This window comes from Sorangium sp. So ce362, assembly GCF_051519845.1.
Taxonomy (GTDB): domain Bacteria; phylum Myxococcota_A; class Polyangia; order Polyangiales; family Polyangiaceae; genus Sorangium.
The window spans coordinates 9,286,595-9,305,006 of sequence record NZ_CP150332.1 but is presented as its reverse complement, the minus strand read 5'-3'; the positions used below and the strand labels follow the sequence as shown (position 1 = coordinate 9,305,006).

The 18,412-nt window shown below is 70.9% G+C and carries 13 protein-coding genes and 1 pseudogene; 4 read left to right on the top strand and 10 right to left on the bottom strand.

What is annotated here, in order from left to right; all coding sequences use genetic code 11:
* On the bottom strand, positions 1-1,005 hold the full coding sequence (locus tag WMF17_RS35845) for a flavin-nucleotide-binding protein (protein WP_437645519.1): 1,005 nt from the start codon (positions 1,003-1,005) through the stop codon (positions 1-3).
* The gene (locus WMF17_RS35840; protein ID WP_437645517.1) at positions 1,002-1,625 is read right to left on the bottom strand and encodes a glutathione S-transferase family protein; all 624 of its coding nucleotides are present in this window, start codon (positions 1,623-1,625) and stop codon (positions 1,002-1,004) included. Before WMF17_RS35840 ends, WMF17_RS35845 begins: the two co-directional genes overlap by 4 nt.
* A 148-nt stretch (positions 1,626-1,773) precedes the next feature.
* Between WMF17_RS35840 and WMF17_RS35835 the strand changes: the two genes are divergently transcribed.
* Positions 1,774-2,673, top strand: coding sequence for a LysR family transcriptional regulator (locus tag WMF17_RS35835; protein WP_437645515.1), 900 nt, complete (start codon positions 1,774-1,776; stop codon positions 2,671-2,673).
* A gap of 327 nt (positions 2,674-3,000) precedes the next feature.
* Here the strand turns inward: WMF17_RS35835 and WMF17_RS35830 are convergent, their stop codons facing one another.
* The 5 genes and pseudogenes from WMF17_RS35830 to WMF17_RS35810 all read right to left on the bottom strand — a co-directional run.
* Positions 3,001-4,386, bottom strand: a complete 1,386-nt coding sequence (locus tag WMF17_RS35830) for an alpha/beta hydrolase family protein (RefSeq protein WP_437597860.1) — start codon at positions 4,384-4,386, stop codon at positions 3,001-3,003.
* An 870-nt stretch (positions 4,387-5,256) separates the two neighbouring features.
* Complete coding sequence (locus tag WMF17_RS35825) at positions 5,257-7,167, bottom strand: PAS domain-containing protein (RefSeq protein ID WP_437597859.1); 1,911 nt, start codon at positions 7,165-7,167, stop codon at positions 5,257-5,259.
* 93 nt (positions 7,168-7,260) lie between these two features.
* Positions 7,261-8,046: an ABC transporter permease gene (locus WMF17_RS35820; RefSeq protein WP_437604336.1), complete on the bottom strand. Its 786-nt coding sequence runs from the start codon at positions 8,044-8,046 to the stop codon at positions 7,261-7,263.
* 5 nt (positions 8,047-8,051) lie between these two features.
* Complete coding sequence (locus tag WMF17_RS35815; protein WP_437597858.1) at positions 8,052-8,858, bottom strand: ABC transporter permease; 807 nt, start codon at positions 8,856-8,858, stop codon at positions 8,052-8,054.
* A pseudogene (locus tag WMF17_RS35810) lies at positions 8,855-9,751 on the bottom strand (ABC transporter ATP-binding protein); the annotation flags it as partial. The gene WMF17_RS35815 and the pseudogene WMF17_RS35810, both read right to left, overlap by 4 nt.
* A 236-nt stretch (positions 9,752-9,987) precedes the next feature.
* On the opposite strand from WMF17_RS35810, the gene WMF17_RS35805 reads away from it, so the two are divergent.
* A complete protein-coding gene (locus tag WMF17_RS35805) occupies positions 9,988-12,381 on the top strand; it encodes a protein kinase domain-containing protein (RefSeq protein ID WP_437645514.1) in 2,394 nt (797 codons plus the stop codon).
* 27 nt (positions 12,382-12,408) lie between these two features.
* Here WMF17_RS35805 and WMF17_RS35800 read toward each other — a convergent pair whose 3' ends face one another.
* The gene (locus WMF17_RS35800) at positions 12,409-13,593 is read right to left on the bottom strand and encodes an FIST C-terminal domain-containing protein (RefSeq protein WP_437645512.1); all 1,185 of its coding nucleotides are present in this window, start codon (positions 13,591-13,593) and stop codon (positions 12,409-12,411) included.
* A gap of 133 nt (positions 13,594-13,726) precedes the next feature.
* Here WMF17_RS35800 and WMF17_RS35795 point away from each other — a divergent pair, with 133 nt between their 5' ends.
* Together WMF17_RS35795 and WMF17_RS35790 are read left to right on the top strand one after the other, a co-directional pair.
* Positions 13,727-14,482, top strand: coding sequence for a PP2C family protein-serine/threonine phosphatase (locus tag WMF17_RS35795; RefSeq protein WP_437597855.1), 756 nt, complete (start codon positions 13,727-13,729; stop codon positions 14,480-14,482).
* A gap of 45 nt (positions 14,483-14,527) precedes the next feature.
* Positions 14,528-14,791, top strand: a complete 264-nt coding sequence (locus WMF17_RS35790; RefSeq protein ID WP_437575454.1) for a hypothetical protein — start codon at positions 14,528-14,530, stop codon at positions 14,789-14,791.
* 64 nt (positions 14,792-14,855) lie between these two features.
* Here WMF17_RS35790 and WMF17_RS35785 read toward each other — a convergent pair whose 3' ends face one another.
* Together WMF17_RS35785 and WMF17_RS35780 are read right to left on the bottom strand one after the other, a co-directional pair.
* Entirely contained in the window at positions 14,856-16,913 is a 2,058-nt protein-coding gene (locus WMF17_RS35785) for a PrkA family serine protein kinase (RefSeq protein ID WP_437597854.1), read from the bottom strand.
* A gap of 258 nt (positions 16,914-17,171) precedes the next feature.
* Positions 17,172-18,359: a YcbK family protein gene (locus WMF17_RS35780; RefSeq protein WP_437597853.1), complete on the bottom strand. Its 1,188-nt coding sequence runs from the start codon at positions 18,357-18,359 to the stop codon at positions 17,172-17,174.
* Between the last annotated feature and the right edge of the window lie 53 nt (positions 18,360-18,412).

Genomic DNA, 18,412 nt, shown 5'->3' with positions numbered 1-18,412 from the left:
TCACGCGCGCTCCACGCCCTCCCACGAGCCGGTCGCCGCGAGCTGCGGCGCCGCCACCGGCGCCGACCAGCGCAGCGGCACAGCGTCCTCCCGAAAGACGCCCTCGGCCACCCGGAACCGCAGGAGCCGCTGGGCTCCGGCGAAGGCCGAGAGCTCCGGTCCGTCCCAGAGCACCTCGGCCTCTCCGGTCAGCGACAGCACCCCGCCCGACGCGAAATCCACGAAGAGCAGCCCCGCGCGCGGGTTCAGCGCCAGGTTGCCGAACGTGTTGAACGCGAAATTGCCGGTGAAATCCGGCGAGGTCAGCGCCGTGCGGCCGTCCTCCTCGGTCACGCGCACGAAGCCGGGCTTGCCGCCCCGGTGGGACACGTCGGCCCCCTCGACCGCGCTGCCCCCGCGCGCGGCCGGCGCGGCGGTCGCGATGAAGAACGTGTCCGCGCGCCGGATCAGCGCCGCCGCGCCGGCCGACAGCGCCGGTCCTTCCGCCTGCGCCGCAGGAGGCGCGGCGGTCGCGTCCGGCTCTCTCACGAACCTCGGCTCTCGCGCCTGGATGTACTGCGCGCAGTTGCCGAAGCTCTGCCCGACCTCGACGACGAAGCCCCCGTCGCCGGCCTCGGCGATCGTGCCGTTCATCCGGTTGCGACGGCGGGTCTCGAGCTGGATGCCGAGGAGGCCCACGGGCGCGCCGGCCACGAGGTGTGCGGCGAGCGGATCGCCGGGCGGAGGACGCGCGTTCACCGCGAGCGTCCGGGGATCCGGAGATGCGATGAACCCCGGCCGCCCCACCAGGATGGAGGCCCATGGCCGCCCCTGCGCGTCGAGGCTCCCGACGAGCAGAAACGGCAGCTTCGTGAACAGCTCGCGGTGCTGGTCGGGCATGAAGTCCCGGATGATCCTGCGTCCGGCCTTCTCGGCCCGCTCGCGCGCGCCGGCCCGCGCCTGCAGGGCCATCTCGCCCGGGTGATAGGGTGATCCCTCACCGGGCCAGCCGGACGGGGCGGTCACGGGAGCGCCCTTTGCATTGGCACGAAGCCGGGCAGGTCCTCCACGCGGGCGAGCCACGCGCGGATGTGGCCATACGGGTCGAGCGGCGCGCCGCCCTCCGGCGCGTGCGCTGTATACGTGTACATCGCGACGTCGGCGAGGGTCGGCTCATCGCCCGAGAGGAAGCGCCGCGCCGCGAGGTGCTGGTCGAGCACCGCGAAGAGCTGGGCGGCGATCGCCCTGGCCCGCTCGTGATCCAGCCTGAAGCCGAACACGCTCACGAGGCGCGCCGCCGCGGGCCCGGCCGCGAGCTGCCCCGCGGCCACGGAGAGCCATTGCTGCACGCGCGCCGCCGCCACCGGATCGCGCGGGAGCCAGCGCCCCGACGGGTCGTACCGCGCGGCCAGATAAACGAGGATCGCGTTGCTGTCGGCCATCGTCACGTCGCCGTCCTCGATCACCGGCACCTGACCGAAGGGGCTCTTGCTCAGGAACTCGGGCGTCTTGTGGGCGCCGCTCTTCAGATCGACGTCGATGCGCTCGAACGGAAGCCCGAGCAGCGACAGGAACAGCTCCACACGGTGCGCGTGCCCCGAGAGCGGATGGCGATAAAGACGGAGTGGGCTGGCAGGGATCGTCATCGAGGTGTCCTTTCGACTGGATGGCCGCAGGAGGCGGCACAGCCCGCGTGTGCCTGCCTCCCGCTCGCCAACCGAAGATACCCATTCCGGTCGCCGCGGGTAATGCCCGTCCTTGACAAGAGACTGTTTCAGGAAATGGAATAATCCGATGGATCGCCTGGACACCCTGCGCGTGTTCGTCGCCGTCGCCGAGGAGGAGGGCTTCGCGCCCGCGGCGCGGCGGCTGTCGATGTCGCCGCCGGCGGTGACGCGGGCCATTTCCGCGCTCGAGGAGCGGATCGGTACGCGGCTCCTGCACCGCACCACGCGCGTCGTCCGCCTGACCGAGGCGGGCGCCCGGTTCCTCGCGGACTGCAAGCGGATCCTGGGCGAGCTCGAGGAGGCCGAGGCGTCGGCGGCCGGGTCCCACGCCGCGCTGCGGGGGCAGATCGGGGTGACGGCGCCGGTCATGTTCGGCCGGATGTTCGTCGCGCCGGTCGTCTTCGACTTCCTGGCGCGCCATCCGCGCGTGTCGGCGCGGACGCTGCTCGTCGACCGCATCGTCGACATGCTCGACGAGGGGCTCGACGTGGCCGTCCGGATTGCCCATCTGCCCGACTCGTCGCTGACCGCGATCCGTGTCGGCTCGGTGCGGCGGGTGGTCTGCGCGTCGCCGGGCTACCTGGCCGCGCGCGGCGCGCCCGCGGCGCCGGCCGACCTGGCGCAGCGCGACACCATCTCCTTCTCGCCGACGGGCGCTCCCGCGGAGTGGTCGTTCGCGTCGGGCGCGCGGGTCGAGAAGGTCCTCCCGCCGTCCCAGCTCCTCGTCAACACCGCCGACGTCGCCATCGCGGCGGCCGTGGCCGGGCGGGGGCTCGCGCGGGTGCTCTCCTATCAGATTGGCCCGGAGCTGCGCGACGGCCGTCTTTCCATCGTGCTTCCGGCGTTCGAGCCCCCGCCGGTCCCGATCCACGTCGTCCACGCCGAGGGCCGGCGCGCGGCGGCGAGGGTGCGTGCCTTCGTCGACTTCCTCGTCGAGCGGCTCCGGTCCGAGACGTGGCTGAGGTGATCGCGGCCTGCGCCGGCGAACGTCGACGAAGCAAAGCCTCAGATGCGTCCGAACCTGGCGGCGTCGCGCCCGCCGCCGCGGCGCGACCTCAACCGCTCCCATCCCAGAGCCGGAACGCGCCTCTCGGCGCGATCCACGCGTAGGGCTCTCGTCCGGCCTGTCTCGGATCCGTTACCGACTTCCGGCCGGGGCCATGGCTCAGCGGCTATCTGGAACGTATCGCCACGGTCTCGGGTTTCTCGCGGCGTCGGCAGCTGAAGCCGAGGCGTTCTCCCTGGGCGCCAATCGAGCTCGGTCTCCCGATCGACGAGCCAGCAGAGGACTCGCTCACCGCAGGGCGGGGGTCTCCCAGTCGATCACGTTGGTGAAGTCCAGATCGAAGTTGCCCTCTTGCGGCCGGATGACGATCTCGGTCTCTGCGTTCATTCCTTTGAGGAACTTGTCCACGAACGCCTTGACGCTAGCCTGTTGAGCTGCCGGGGCCGCGCAGTGACCGTGGTTGCTCGTGAAGTCGAAGCCGATGTTCTCTGGCACTCCCATGGCCTTCCAGACTTCCTTGGCGGCATTGACCGATTTCCATCCGGATTCATCACCCAGCCACTCAAAGTCCTGGTTGCCCAGGGCGATGACGGCGCGGGGGGCGATCATGGCGATGAGCTCATGGTGGTCGTGGGGCAAGCTGTAGGGGTCGAGCTGCTTCATGCTGCCCAGGAACCAGGAGCCGTTGGTGTTGTCGATCTTCTCGATGTTCGTCCCCGTACGGGTCGTGAAGTCTTGAGACGTCCTCCAGGAGGTGATGCCACCCCCTCCCGATTCCTGGGCGACGGTGAGCGCCACCCGTTCATCGAACGCACCGCCGAACAGGGCCATTTTCCCGGCGTAGGAGCAGCCCTGCAGGCCGATCTTGGTCGGATCGACGTTCAGCTCGTCCTTCACCTGCTCGATGCCGTCGATGAGGCGGCTGATACCCCATGACCAGGCGTTGTACTTTCCGATTTTGCCCCACAGGTCGGGGTACACTTTGTAGAAGGGGTTGCTTTGGCTGTGCGAGCCGCTGCCCCCGTCGTAGCCCACCACCTGATCGTGCATGAAGGGGATCTGGGTACAGCCGCTGATCAGGCCCGCGTTCCCGTTCATCCCGATGGCGACGCAGCTGCCCGACCCTCCGATATCGGAGGTGAGCGTGATCGAGCCTGCAGCTGTCGTGACGACGACGTTCAGCTTGTTGCCGGAGACGCTGGCCTCGACCTTCGGGGGTTCAGGCTTGGGGCCAATTTCGTACTTCTCAATCTCCGCCTTGATCTCCGCTCGCCGGCACTTCCATGCTGCCTTGGTGGTGATGGCGGTCCCGTCGTCCATGACGAAGGGATTGGGCAGATTGTCATTCTTCTTCAGTCCACCGGCAGTCACCTCACAGTCGGCGCCGGTGTGCTCGGGGTAGCCATCACCGACGACCGGACCGCCGCCTGCGCCGGAGGCACCGCCACCAGTCCCTGCACCGCCCGCGCCGCTCGTGGCGGGGCCTGCGCCACCGGCTCCACTGCCGCTGGTGCCGCTCGCCGACGACGTGCCGGTGGTCGACCCAGCGCCGCCGGTCGGACTGCCGCCGCCGGTGCTGGTGTCGCCCGTGTCATCGCTCGAGCCGCACGCGACGAGCAGGGGGAGGATGGCGGTTGCGGTGAGCAGCTTGGAGTACTTCGATCGAAAGGACATGGTGGGCCTCGCTGAGTCTGAGGGGCTCGGCACGGTCAGGGTCGAACCGGTCGTGCTGCGCTCTTCCCCGTCGGAAACACGCGCAGCGCGACCGCATGTACATTCCCGGTGGAAGGCATTTCGATCAGCTCCCAGGGGTCGCAACCGCCGTTCTCACGATGCTTGCGTTGAACGCGTTGCCCTCCGGAGGAGCGGCCGCCCCGCGTCGAGATGCCCGCTGCGCAGCGCACGCGCCGTCCGCAGATCTCCCCGTTTCGGGTATCGCACGAGGGGTCGAGAGAATACACCTGTCACCGCTGTCAAAGCGCGCGGGAAGCCTCGCTCGGCGACATCACGTTACGATCGGTAACACGCGGACCACATCGCGTTACGATCAGTAACAGGAGCGGATCTGGCTGCGCCAGGCCCGCGTCGCAGGCCGTGCGCCGCGTCGCGCCAGAGAAGAGCGGTGCACGCTGGAACGAACCGGCGCTCGTCGCCCATCGGCTATGCATTCTTCACCTGTACGATATTTTTACGACAGTTGCCATATTTACAGTCACGGCACGATCTTGAAGAAGTGGAGGTGTCTGTGAATCAAAGCACGCGATGGGTCTTTCATGCGGTCGTCGCGATGCGGCATGAGCATGACAGCTCCGGTCGTTCCTGCGAAGGGCCCCTCGGGCGAGGCGCCGGCTCGTTGTTCGTCTCCGGTCCCGGTCCGAGCTCATCGGTCCTGCCGGCGCACGTCGCGATGACTCCGACGCTTCCATCAGGGGGGCAGGGTCGTGTGACACGGTCGAAGCAAGCCCGCGAAGAGGGATGAACCCCTGACCTTGCGATCTGCGCGGATTCGCGCCCTCGTCCACGCGGCGGGCGCCTGCCCGCCCGTCACCGCCCGCGCGCCGAGAGCGGCTCCCGCGCGCTCGGCGCGTCGTCCGCGTCCTCGCGCAGAGCCCTCCGCCTCCGCCGCCTCCGGACGGACACCCCGCTCGATTGCATGGCGAAGAGGAGCGCCTCCCTCAGGTTCGAGAGCGTCTTGATGTTCGACAGATCCAGCCCCAGCGACACCACCGTCTGCGCCACCTCGGGCCGGATGCCGACCACGATGCCCTGCGCGCCGAGCAGCGCGACGGCGTCGATCAGCCTCAGCACATGATCGGCCGTGCCCGCGTCCAGGGCGCTCACCCCGGTCAGATCGATGATCGCGTGACGGCACCGGGTCCGCGCCACGGCGTCGAGCAGCACCTCCATCATCTGCTGCGAGCGCTGCTCGTCCAGCGCGCCGAGCACCGGCATCGTCAGGACACCCTTCCAGACCTCGATGATCGGCGTCGACAGCGCCCGGATCGCCTCCTGCTGCTGCTCGATGATCTCGAGCCGCTCCTTCAGCATGGCCTGATGGCGCTTCTGCTCGGTGACGTCGGTCGCGCCGCCCGCCATCTGGAACGGCACGCCGCGCTCGTCCCACTCGGCCATGCCGCGGATGAACATGTCGCGGTACTCCCCGTCCTCGTGCCGCAGCCGCTGCTCGAGCTCGAACGGCCGCCGCTCCTCCAGGTGCGCCCTCAGCGCGGCCTGGATGGCGCTCCGGTCGTCGGGGTGCACGCGCTCGAAGAAGCTCATGAACGTCCCGCCCCACGCCTCGCGGCCGACGCCCATCAGCTCCAGCAGGCGATCGCTCCACTCCGTCGTGTCCTCGCGGATGTTCCAGAACCAGATCCCCTCGTTCGACGCCTCCGCGAAGAGCCGGTAACGCGCCTCGCTCGTCCGCAGGGCGGCCTCGGCCCGGCGCACGTCGGCCACGTCGGTGGTGCTGCCGATCCACAGGACGATGTTCCCCGCCGCGTCGCGCTGCGGCAGCGCGCTCACCACGTGCTCGCGGTAGGTCTGGTCTCTCGCCCGCCACAGGCGGAACTCCGTCTCGTACGGCTCCCCCGTCTCCAGGCTCCGGGTCCACCTCGCGACCGTCTTCTGGACGTCATCCGGGTGCAGGACCCCGAGCCAGCCCTCGCCGAGCACCTGCTCTTCCGTGCGGTCGAAGTAGTCGAGGACGGCCCGGTTCACGAAGTTCAGCTGGCCGTCCGGGCGCGAGGTCCACACCTGGATGGGCATGGCGTTCCCGAAGACCCGGAGCTGCGCGACAAGCTCGTCGGTCGGAGCGCCCTGCCGGACCGCGGCGGCTTGCTGGGGCGCGGCGCCGGCCCCGCGCAGCCGGCTCGGCGGCGGCGCCTCGCGGCCGCCCGGGTCCGCCCCGGCGAGCCCGAGCGCGCGCGCGAGCGGCTCCTCCAGATCGACGGTGCGCTCGGCGCCGGTCTCCGCGATCCGGGCGCGGACGAGGCGGAGGAGCTCCTTCCGGACCTCCTCCTCGATCCGGGCGTGCAGGTAGTCCCTCGAGCCGGCCTGCGGCTCGGCGAACAGCACCGACTCCGCCGCCGGCTCCGCGACGTCAAGGAAGATCCCGAGCGGCGCGCACGGCCTCGGCGTGATGCGCAGCACGATCGTCGCGCCGAGCCGGTGCTCCGCGGCCTCGGCCTCCCCGTCCGTGTCGACCCGGACCGTCAGGGCCTGCGGGAGCGAGACATCGAAGGCGCCGCTCGCGCCGCGCGTCACCGTCGCGTCGCCGGCCTGGAAATCGACCGTGAGGCGCGACATTTTCCCGAGGACCTTGAGCTCCCTCTCCTCGCGGCGCGCGAGCGAAAGGAGGGCTATCGCCCGCCGGCGAATCACGTCCTCGGTCATCGTGAGCTCGATGAGGCTCCGGCCAAACTCCTCGAGCGTCAGCCCTCCGTTCTTCACCATGTCTCCTTCCCGATGCCGCCGGTCCTCCTCGCGACAGGAGGTCAGTCCGCCAGCGTAGTGCCCCGCGCAGCGCGCCGGAAGCCCTCGCGACGCTCAGCTCGACGCCGACGTATACCGCCCTATCGCCCGTTTCCACACCGCGCGCGCGACGGCGCCGAAGGCGAGCGCGCCGAGCGCTGCGGCGGCGGCCGTGCGCGGGGCGATGGTGCCGAGCATCGCCTCCGCCGGGTAGGTGGTCATCAGGGCGAGCGGGACGACGACCGTGAACGCGATGCGCCAGAATCCGCTGAAGATCGTGACAGGCCAGCGCGCGAAATCGAAGAGGGAGTTGAAGAGGTAAGCCAGGTTGTCGAGGCGCACGACCCAGAACGCGGCGGAGATGACCAGGATGCAGATGGAGTAGAGCACCAGGGTCGCCGTCACGAGCAGGCCGAGCGAGAGCGCCAGGTGGGCGGGCTCGGGGGCGCGGCCCATCTTCGTGAACGCATAGACGAAGATCGCCGCCGCGGCCGCGGCGTCCACGACCTTGCGGACCTCGAACCGGGCCGTGGAGACGAGGAACTGCGCGTCCGCCGGCTTGAGCAGCGTGAAGTCGAGCGTGCCTTTCCGGATCTGGTCGACCACGCTGATGAGCGACGGGTTCACGGCCCCCTCGAGGATGCCCTTGAGCAGCGTGAACCACCCGACCACCACGAGCGCGCGCTCGTAGGTCCAGCCGTGGATCGGCGGGCGGGCGGCGAGCGCGATGTGGAGCGGGACGAGCCCGACCAGCGTCCAGACCACGGTCATCACCGCGCCGAGGAGGAAATCCCACCGGTACTGCATGCCGAGCGCGAGCGACACCCGGAGCTGCGTCGCGAGCAACCGCAGATAACGCACGCCGCTCACCCGCCGAACGCCGAGAACCGCTGGACACCCGCGCGCCACGCGACGAGCGCCGCGGCGGCGGTGCCGGCCGCGAAGGCCCACTGCACGGCGAGCTCGGTCAGCGCGCGGCCCGGGTCGAGCAGGCCAGTGATGAGCTCGACCGGGAACGCGAGGCTGTACCGGAACGGCAGGACCCGCGCGACGTCGCCGAGCCACGAGGGAAACAGCTCGAGCGGGACGAGGTAGCCGGCGAAGACCATGAAGGCCGCAAGGTAGATGTCGAACACCGCGGTCGAGCTCTCGATCACGAACGCGAGCGAGCCGATCAGCGCCATCGTGAAGAAGTTGATCATCCAGGCGCCGACGAGCGACGCCGCCCAGATCCCGAGATCGAGGGGCGTCGGATGGAACCGCTCGCCCGAGGTCACGGCGAGGGCGATGACCGCGATGGGCAAGCAGAGCGCCGCCCGCAGCGGCAGCGCGGCGAGGTTGTCGGCGGCGTAGGCGACGAGCGGGTGGATCGGCCTGAGCAGGCGCTGCGAGAGGGCGCCGCTCTTGATCTCCATGTTCATCTCCCAGACGAGCCACGAGCCGGTCATCTGCCGGACGATGAGGATCGCCAGGAAATACGCGGTGAAGTCGCTCGCCTCGAAGCGGCCGACCGGGGCGCTCGCGGCCACCGCCGACCAGAGCGCGAGGCTCACGAGCGGCATCGTCGTCGTGAGCATCCAGATCAGCATCTCGGCCCGGTACGCCATCGCGGCCGCGAGCCCGACGCGGAGCAGCGTCGGGAACGCCCGGGCCGCCCTGGAGAGCGCGCTCACGACGCGGCCTCGCCCGCGGCGCCCGCCCGCTCCTCGCCCGCGAAGAGCTCGCGCATCACCTCCTCCAGGGGAGGATCCTCCACCGTGAGATCCGCGATGTCGGTCTGGCTGAGCAGCCAGGACATGGCCGGCCGCAGCTCCTCCTGCGACACCTGAAGCACCGCGCGGCCCGGATCGAGCGAGAGGACGGCGCCGACCCGCTCGAGGAGCGCCCGGTCGACCGGGCCGCCGAAGCGCAGCGCGATCCGCTTGTGAGGCCGCACGCTCCGGACGAGCGCCGCGAGATCGCCGTCGTAACGCAGCCTCCCCTTGTCGATGACGATGACCCGAGGACAGAGCGCCGCCACGTCGTCCATGTAATGGGATGTGAGCACGACCGTGGCGCGCCGCTGCTCGTTGTAGCGGCGGATGAACTCCCGGACGCCGAGCTGCATCGCGACGTCGAGCCCGATCGTCGGCTCGTCGAGGAACAGGATCTCTGGCCGGTGCAGCAGGGCGGCCGCGAGCTCGCACTTCATGCGCTCGCCGAGCGAGAGCTGCCGTGTCGGCTTCGTGGCGATGGCGGCGATCCCGAGCAGGTCTTCCAGCTCACCCAGGGTCTGTTTGAAATCCGCATCGCTGATCCCGTAGATGGCGCGATTCAGGGCGAAGGTCTCGACGGGCGGGAGATCCCAGAGCAACTGCTGCTTCTGGCCCATCACGAGGGTGATGCGCTTGAGAAAGCTGGCCTCGCGGTGCTGCGGGACGAAGCCCGCCACCCGGACCCGGCCGCCCGACGGGTGGAGCAGCCCGGCGAGGACCTTCAGCGTCGTTGTCTTGCCGGCGCCGTTCGGGCCCAGGAAGCCGACGCGCTCGCCCGGCGCGATCGAGAACGAGAGATCGTCGACCGCGTGGACCAACCTGGTGCGGCGCCGGAAAACCGAGCGCACCATGGCGGAGAAGCCGGGGGCGCGCTCGTGGACCCGGTACGTCTTGGAGAGCGATTCCACCGCGATGGCGCTCGACGTCTCTACCATGGTCGGCGGACACTAGCACCTCCGCGCTCGAGCTCTCACGACGAGAGGTGCTCGACCCGCCCTTCCTGAGCTAACCTCGATGCGTGCGGGGCAACGGTCGCCCGGATTCCCCTATGCCGCAGCGCTTCAAGGACGACACGATCCACGACACCCCGCTCCCGGCGAGCGGCGCCCGGGAGGGGGCCGCGTCGGCGAGCGCCGCCGCGGCGACCGGCCCGCGGCAGGTCCTCGCCGGGCGGTACGAGCTCCTCGGGCTTGTCGGCATCGGCGGGATGGGGAGCGTGTACCGCGCCCGCGACCTGGAGCTCGCGGAGGTCGTCGCGGTCAAGGTGCTGCGCCGCGAGCTCAGCGGCGCGCCCGACGTGATCGAGCGGTTCCGCCGCGAGGTGCGGCTCTCGCGCAAGGTGACGCACCCGAACGTGGCGCGCGTCTTCGACATCGGCGAGCACGAGGGCGACCGGTTCCTGACGATGGAGTTCATCGAGGGCGAGCCGCTCGCCGCGCTCGTCGCGCGCGAGCGGCGGCTCGCCGTGACCCGCGCCATGGACATCGTGGAGGGCGTGTGCGCGGGGCTCAAGGCCGCGCACCGGGCAGGCGTCATCCACCGCGATCTCAAGCCGGACAACGTGCTGCTCGGGCGCGACGGGCGCGTCGTCCTGACCGACTTCGGGATCGCGCGCGCCATCGTGCCGGACGGCGAGGCGGGCAAGACGCTGGGCGCGGTCCTGGGGACGCCGGCGTACATGGCGCCCGAGCAGGTGCAGGGCGCCACCGACATCGACGAGCGCGCCGACCTCTACGCGCTCGGCGCGATGCTCTACGAGATGCTCACGGGCGAGCGCGCGTGGCAGGGCGACGCGCCGCTCGCCGTCGCCGCGGCGCGGCTCGTCGCCGACCCGCCCGACCCGCGGCACCGGCGCGCCGACCTGCCCGACGCGCTCTCGCGCGTGGTGCTCCGCTGCATGGCGCGCTCTCGCGACGACCGGTACGCGTCCGTCGAGAGCGTCGCGCAGGAGCTCGCGTCGCTCACGCGCCCGGCCACGGTCATCCCGCCGGCGTTCACGCCGCCGCACGAGCGGACGGCGATCTCGGGGTCGATCTCCGGGACGGGCGATCCGGGCGGCAAGAGCGTCGCGGTCCTGCCGTTCACGAACCAGGGCTCGGCGTCCGACGCGTACCTGGCCGAGGAGCTGACCGATGATCTCATCGACACGCTCTCGATGACCCCGGGCCTGCGGGTGAGGCCGCGCGGGGCGGCCTCGCGGCGCCCTGACGGCGAGGTCGATCCGCGCGAGCTCGGGCGCGAGCTCGGGGTGCAGGTGGTCGTCGGCGGCTCGGTGCGGCGGCGCGACGGGACGGTGCGGATCAGCGCGCGGCTCGTCTCCGTCGCCGACGGCTTCCAGCTGTGGGCGAAGCGCTTCGACCGCCCCGAGACCGAGGTGCTGCGGATCAACGACGAGGTGGCCGAGGCGGTCGCCGCGGCGCTCACCCTCGACGGGGCCGCCCCGAGCCGCACGGCGCCGAGCGATCCTGTCGCGCTCGACCTGTTCCTGCGCGGGCGCCACGAGTACCGCAGGTTCTGGCCGGAGCACCAGGCGCGCGCGATCGCGCTCTTCGAGCAGGCGCTCGAGCGCGCGCCCGAGGATCCGATGATCCTGTCGGCCTACGCGCTCGCGCGCTCGCGCTTCTGGTTCTTCACGGATCAGGGCGGCGACCTGGCCACGCAGGCGGCGACGCGCGCCGTCGCCGCGGCGCCCGAGCTGCCGGACGCGCGGCTCGCGATGGCGTCGGTGCGGTTCCAGCGCCTCGACGTGGTCGAGGCGATGCGGGAGCTCAAGGCGGCGCTCGCGTCCCGCTCGGGGAACGCCGAGGCGGAGGGCCTCATCGCCAGCATCCTGCTCGAGTGCGGCGCGTTCGAGGACGGCGCGCGGCGGGCGCGGTCCGCGCTGGCGCGCGATCCGGAGGTGGTGCTCGTGGCCTACGCGCTGGCGCGCGCGTACGCGCTCCTGGACCGGTGGGCGGAGGCCGAAGCCGTGGTCGATGCGCTGCCGTCCGGGGCCAGCACCACGGGCCACTCCGTCCTGTGGATGCGCCGCGCGATGTGGCAGCGCGCCCCGGAGGTGCTCGAGGTGCTCTTGCAGAAGCGCGCGCGTGACGCCTTCCCGTACACCCCCGATCCGTTCCTGTCGCTGATCGACGACGTCCTGGAGGACCGGCTGTCGGACGTCCGGACGGCGCCTGCGCAGGGCGCGGGCCCGGGCGTCACGGCGCTGCGGCGCACGTCGTTCATGCGGCAGCTCCAGGCGGAGATCGCGGCCTTCGTCGGCAAGCCGGAGCTCGCGCTGACCGCGCTCGATCTCTCGCTGGCCGACGGCCTGTTCGACCTGATGTGGATCGAGCGCTGCCCCGTCTTCGCGTCCCTGCGCGCGGAGCCGCGCTACGCGACAATCCACGCCGAGGTGAAGCGGCGGGCCTCCGCCGTGATCGCGGTGTACCGCGAGCGCTGACGCGCGCGGCGTCCGGGGAGCCGGCGCTCAGCTCGGCGCGCGGAAGAGCGCGAGCACGCCGGTGTAGAGGGTGAGCCTGGCCTGGCCCGGCGCCCAGGGGGCGATCTCGAAGCTCGAGTGCATGCCGGCGATCGGGAGATCCGCGAAGCGCTGGCGCAGGATGCGCGCCTCGACGTCCGGCGCCCCGTACAGGCCCTGGCCGCGCCCGGCGCAGCTCAGGTAGAGCGCGAAGCGGGGCGCCGACCCGAGCGCGCTCCGGGACACCTGCCGGGCGATCCCCTCGAGCCCGGCGCGGGCGGCGGCGGCGTCGCGCACGGCGAAGGCGAGGCGCACGCCGGGCCTCGCGTCGTCGCCGAGCAGGAGCCCGCGCCGCGACGGATCGACGCCGCGGATCGGCCGCAGCACGTAACGCTCGGAGCGGAGCGCCGCCGCCGGCTCCGCGGCCTCGCCGCGCGGCACCGCGGCCCCGCCGCGCGGATCGAGCGGGTCGGCGAGCGCGGCGACGACGAGCTGCTGGGGGCTGGGCGGCTCGCCGAGCGAGGCGGTCGCGGCGGACAGCAGGTCGAGCGCCGGCCGCCCGCCGGCGCGCAGCACGACGCCGCCGCTCACGTCCTCGATGGGGTGGAAGCCTTCGAGCAGCCTGGCGGCGGGCGAGGCGTCGACGATCGGCGGGGCGAACCCGGTGATGGCGAGGCCGATCGCCGGGCCTTCGAGCAGCTCGCCCTCGGACGTCACGCCGATGGCGGAGCCGGACGCGGTCCCGGCGCCGAACAGGCACGCGCCGGGCGCGCAGGAGGCGAGCGCCTCGAGCATCTCGGGGGCGAACGCGCCGGGCCGGGCGAAGAGGATGGCGGTCGCGGAGCGGTGGCCGATGGTGCGGGCGAGGGGCTCGCGCAGGCGGCGGCCCGGCTCCTCGGCGCGCTCGGGCAGCGCGAACGGGGTGACCCGACCGCCGGACCAGAGCACGCCGCTCGCGCCGGTGTCCCCCTCGATCTCGCCGCGCTCGCTGAGCACGCCCGCTGCAGACACCACGCAGGCGGGGGTGCCGCGCCAGGTGCTACGGACGAGCTCGGCGACGCTCGAGGCGCGCTGGGCGAGCTGCCCGGACACGAAGACGACCCCGCCCGAGGCCGACGGGACGGCGCTGCGCAGGTCGGCCAGGTGGTGGCGAAGGCCATCCGGCCCACAGGTCGCGGAGAAGCTTCGTGCCATGGCTGGCCCATCCATCCTAACCGAGCCCTCGCCCACTCGACAGGCCCCGCTGAAGAAGTTTATCGTACGACAGTCGCGCCGACGCCTCGGGGCTTTCCCCACCGGGCGGCGATCGAAGGACCGGGCAAGCTCGATGAGGATCGAATCATTTGGCCGCACCGACGTCGGGCGCCACCGACGCGCCAATGAGGATGCGTTCTTCCGGGACGACGAGCTCCGCCTCTACATCGTCGCGGACGGGATGGGCGGGCACGCGGCCGGCGAGGTCGCGAGCGCCGAGGCGGTCGAGACGATCTACGGCATGGTCAAGCGAGGGCTGCCGGCCATCGGCGACCCCGACGAGCCGCTGACGCAGCCCAAGGCGCGCGCCGTGCTGCGCATCCTCGAGGGCGCGATCCAGGCGGCGACGTACATGGTCTTCGCCATCGCCGAGCTCGACCGCGACAAGAGCGGCATGGGCACGACGATCAGCGCGGCGCTCATCGTCGGCGGCGCGCTCGTGACCGGTCAGGTGGGCGACAGCCGCATCTACCAGGTCCGCAACCGGACCGCGGTGCAGATGACCGAGGATCACACGCTGATCGCGTGGCAGATCAAGAACGGGCTCATCTCCGCGGACGAGGCGAAGAGCTCGCCCCACCGCAACGTGATCACGCGCGCGGTGGGCAACAGGGACTATGTCGAGGTCGACACCTCGATCGTGGCCGTGGAGGCGGGCGATCGATACCTGCTCTGCTCCGACGGGCTGCACGGCTATCTCCACGCCGAGGAGGAGATCGCGAGCATCGCCTCGAAGGGCGGCGACACCGCCGTCGACCTCTTCATCGAGCTCGCGAATCGGCGCGGGGGGCGGGACAACATCACCGCGGTGCTGGTCGAGGTGGGCTGACGCGCGGGCTGACGCGCCCGCTCGAAAGTCGGCTAGGCTGCGTGCATGGCGCTGAAGGACAAACTGGTCTCCGAGGGGTTGAAGCTCGCCGCGAACCCGAACGTGGCGAAGCTGATGCAGGACGAGCGGTTCATGCGGCTGTTCATGACCGCGATGAGCGTGCCCGGCCGGGTCTCCTCGTTCACGGCGGAGCAGAAGGAGACGTTCGCCAAGGCGATGGGCCTGGCGACCGTCGAGGAGGTCCGCGACCTCAAGCGGACGGTGGCCTCCCTGGAGCGCGAGATCGCGAAGCTCAGGCGGGACGGCTGACCGCGGCGCGGCGCGGGCGAGACGCCGCGCCCGGTCAGCATCTACATCTACGCGCGCCGCCGGGTCACTTCGTGTCGCCGCGCGCGTAGATGCTGGCCACGTAGTCGAGCACGTCGCGCGCCGAGACCTCGTTGTACCCGAAGTACTTGATCATCCGGGTCTTGATGATGTCGATCTTCTCCTGCGTCTCCTTGTCGATGACGCTCGACACGAGGGTCTGGAGCTTGATCGCGTCCTTCTGGTCCTCGAACAGCTTGAGCTCGAGGGCGCGGCGCAGCCGGTCGTTCGTGTGCCACTCGAACTTCTTGCCGTCGACCGCGAGCGCGCCGATGTAGTTCATGATCTCGCGGCGGAAGTCGTCCTTCCGGTTCTCGGGGATGTCGATCTTCTCCTCGATCGAGCGCATGAGCCGCTCGTCCGGCTCGACGTCCTCGCGGGTGAAGCGGTCCTTCACCTTCTCCTTCAGGGTGTAGGACTTGATCGAGTCGATGTAGTTCGCGGCGAGCTTCTGGATCGCGTCCTCGTCGGCGCTGATCGCCCGCTGCACCTCGTTCTTGACGAGCTCCTCGTACTCGCGCTTCACCATCCCGATGCACTCGGTGAAGCGCTTGCGCTGCTCGTCGTTCGTGATGAGCGAGTGGTGGCGCAGGCCCTTCTCGAGCTCGCTCATGACCATGAAGGGGTTGATCGTCCCCTCGCCGAGGTCGTTCACGAGCGCGTTCGAGATCTTGTCCTGCACGTAGCGGGGGCTGATCCCTTCCATGCCCTCGCGCGACGCCTCCTTGCGGAGCTCCTTCACGGTGTCCTGCGTGTAGCCGGGCAGGACCTTGCCGTCGTAGAGCTTCATCTTCTGGACGAGCGACAGGTTGTGCTTCTTCGGGTCCTCGAGCCGGGTGAGCGCGGCCCACATCGCGGCGACCTCGAGCGTGTGAGGGGCGATGTGCTTGCCGCGGATCTTCTCCTTGTTGAAGTCCTTCTCGTAGATCCGGATCTCCTCCGACACCTTCGTGATGTAGGGGATATCGATCTTGATCGTGCGGTCGCGGAGCGCCTCCATGAACTCGTTGTTCAGGAGCTTCTTGTACTCGGCCTCGTTCGTGTGGCCGATGATGACCTCGTCGACGTCCGTCTGGGCGAACTTCTTCGGCTTGATCTTGTGCTCCTGCGACGCGCCGAGCAGGTCGTAGAGGAACGCGACGTCGAGCTTCAGCACCTCGATGAACTCGACGATGCCGCGGTTCGCGATGTTGAACTCGCCGTCGAAGTTGAAGGCGCGCGGGTCCGAGTCCGAGCCGTACTCGGCGATCTTGCGGTAGTTGATGTCGCCGGTGAGCTCGGTCGAGTCCTGGTTCTTCTCGTCCTTCGGCTGGAAGGTGCCGATGCCGACGCGGTCCTTCTCGCTGAGCACGAGGCGACGCACGCGCACGTGCTGCATCACCTTCGACCAGTCGCCGCCGTACTTGTCCATCAGGCGGTTGAAGATGAAGCGGCACGCCGGGTCGAGGTCGCCCTCGGAGCGGACCTGGAACTGCGGGCTCGAGAGGCCGAGCTCGCGGAACGCGCGGTCGCGCCAGGACGGCGGGACGAGGCGCAGCGGCTCCTCGTGCATCGGGCACTTGAAGCGGGCGCTCTCCGTCCCCGCCATGCCGACGTCGTCGAGGTTCACCCAGTCGAACGTGTAGAGCGCGCCGTCGGGGGTCGTCGAGTAGTGCTCGATCCCCTTCTTGAGGAGCCGGGCGATCGTCGACTTCGACGAGCCGACCGGGCCGTGCAGCAGGATGACGCGCTTCTCCGGGCCGTACCCCTCGGAGGCGGCCCGGAGCACGTGGACGAGCCGCATCAGCGGGATGTCGAGCCCGTACACGGCGTCGGCGCCGCCGTGCATCTCATCCTTGAAGAAGTTGTACCGGATGAGCTTCTTCTTGTTGTCCGTGTACTCCTCGATGCCGTAGCGGATGATCATGTCGTACGCCCGCTGGAACGCGTTGCGCGTCACCTGCGGGTTCTGGCGCACGATCTGGAGGTACTCTTCGAACGTGCCCTCCCACGCGAGATCGCGGTAGAGCGCGAAGTCCTGAAGCGCCGCGATCTTCTCAACCATCCCTGTCCGCAACTCGCCCATTTCGCACCTTTTTCTCCGGGGCGACCGCGGGGCGGCCTTGGCCGCCGGAGGTGCGGGAGCGGAGCCCGGCTCTCCGAGCTCCGCCCTCCATCGTGCGCCGCGCGCCCAGGGGGAACCCAAGCTTAACACCGATCCCGGGGACGCAAGCTCGCCGCGCCCTGGAGCTTTCTCCATCCGGAACGGGAATAGGCTGCGGCGCGCCCCGATAGCGCAGGTGAAGCCCGGAGGAGGTGCGAGAACGCCCGCGGGCAGGCGACGTCAGCGAGGCGCCGGCGCGCCGGTGCGCGCGCCCTGCGCTCCCCAGGAGAGCCCTCCGCTCTCGACGACGCCGGGCCAGGAATCGACGTACTCCGACGGCTCGCCGGGCCCGGAGGCGTCGATCCAGAAGAGGCGGCCGGTGCCGGGGCGGCGCACGTCGACGTGGACGAACTTGCTGTTGGGGTAGAACCCGCAGCCGACGTCGTCGAGCGTGCGACAGAACTGGAACAGCGCCGCGTTCGGGACGCCCATGACGAGGATGTCCATGGCGCGGCCTTCGGCGTGCTGGCTGTGGTGACCGCCGGAGGCCTTCCCCCGCGCCGGCCCGTCCCCGGCGGGGCGCGGGCGGTACCCGCTGAAGATGTGGACCCCGCGGCGCGGGAAGGCGTCGGCGATCTGCTGGAGCGCCCAGAGCAGGCGCGGGTGGACGAGGCGGACCTGGGGCACCCACTCGAGCGCCCGCTGCCACGTGCCTTCGTCGGGCTCGTCGGGCAGCAGCTCGCCCGGGTCCGGCGCCTCGGGGGGGCGCGCCATGATCGACAGGCGATCGAGCGCGCCGGGTGCGACGGAGCCGTCGCAGCGCACAAGCTCGAAGGCGTCGTGCTGACCGCCGTACCGGGCGAACTGGACCGGGCCCCGGCGGCATCGCCAGTCGGGCGGCTGCTTCTTCGGCGGGTCCCAGAGCAGATCGAAGCCGTTCGACGAGAGGCTCGGCCCCGTGGTCGCGAGGAACGGCGGGGCGAGGATCGGATCGAGCTGGCGGAGCCACGCCGGGGCGGCCGGATCGAGGTGAAGGGATCCGGGCGGCTCGAACGGGGAGAAGGGCGAGTACGCGCTCGCGAACGCCGGGGCGCCGGGGGCGGCGGCGGCGAGGCCGCGCTCGCCGAGGTCGGCGGCGTCCGGGCGCGCGCTGCCCCAGGCGAGCTGCCACCACGGCTGCTGCTGCCATTTCCCGTACGCGCTGCTCATGTAGAGCCGGAGCGGGCCGGGGCGCTCGACCGCGGCGTTGCGGAAGGCGCGGAGGAGCGGCAGCTCCGGCGCGACCGTCTCGTTCAGGTTGAAGCTCGCGCGCTTCGGCGGCTCGTCGAGCAGGCTGGCGCCGGCGTCCGGCGGGGCGGCGACGAGCGCGGCGGCGAGGCCGACGGCGGCGGCGAGGCTGGGGACGGCGGCGCGGGACGTTGCCGGCATGGGGTCGACGAGGAAGGGCGAGACGCGCGACGGAAGGTAGCTCACCCGGCGGG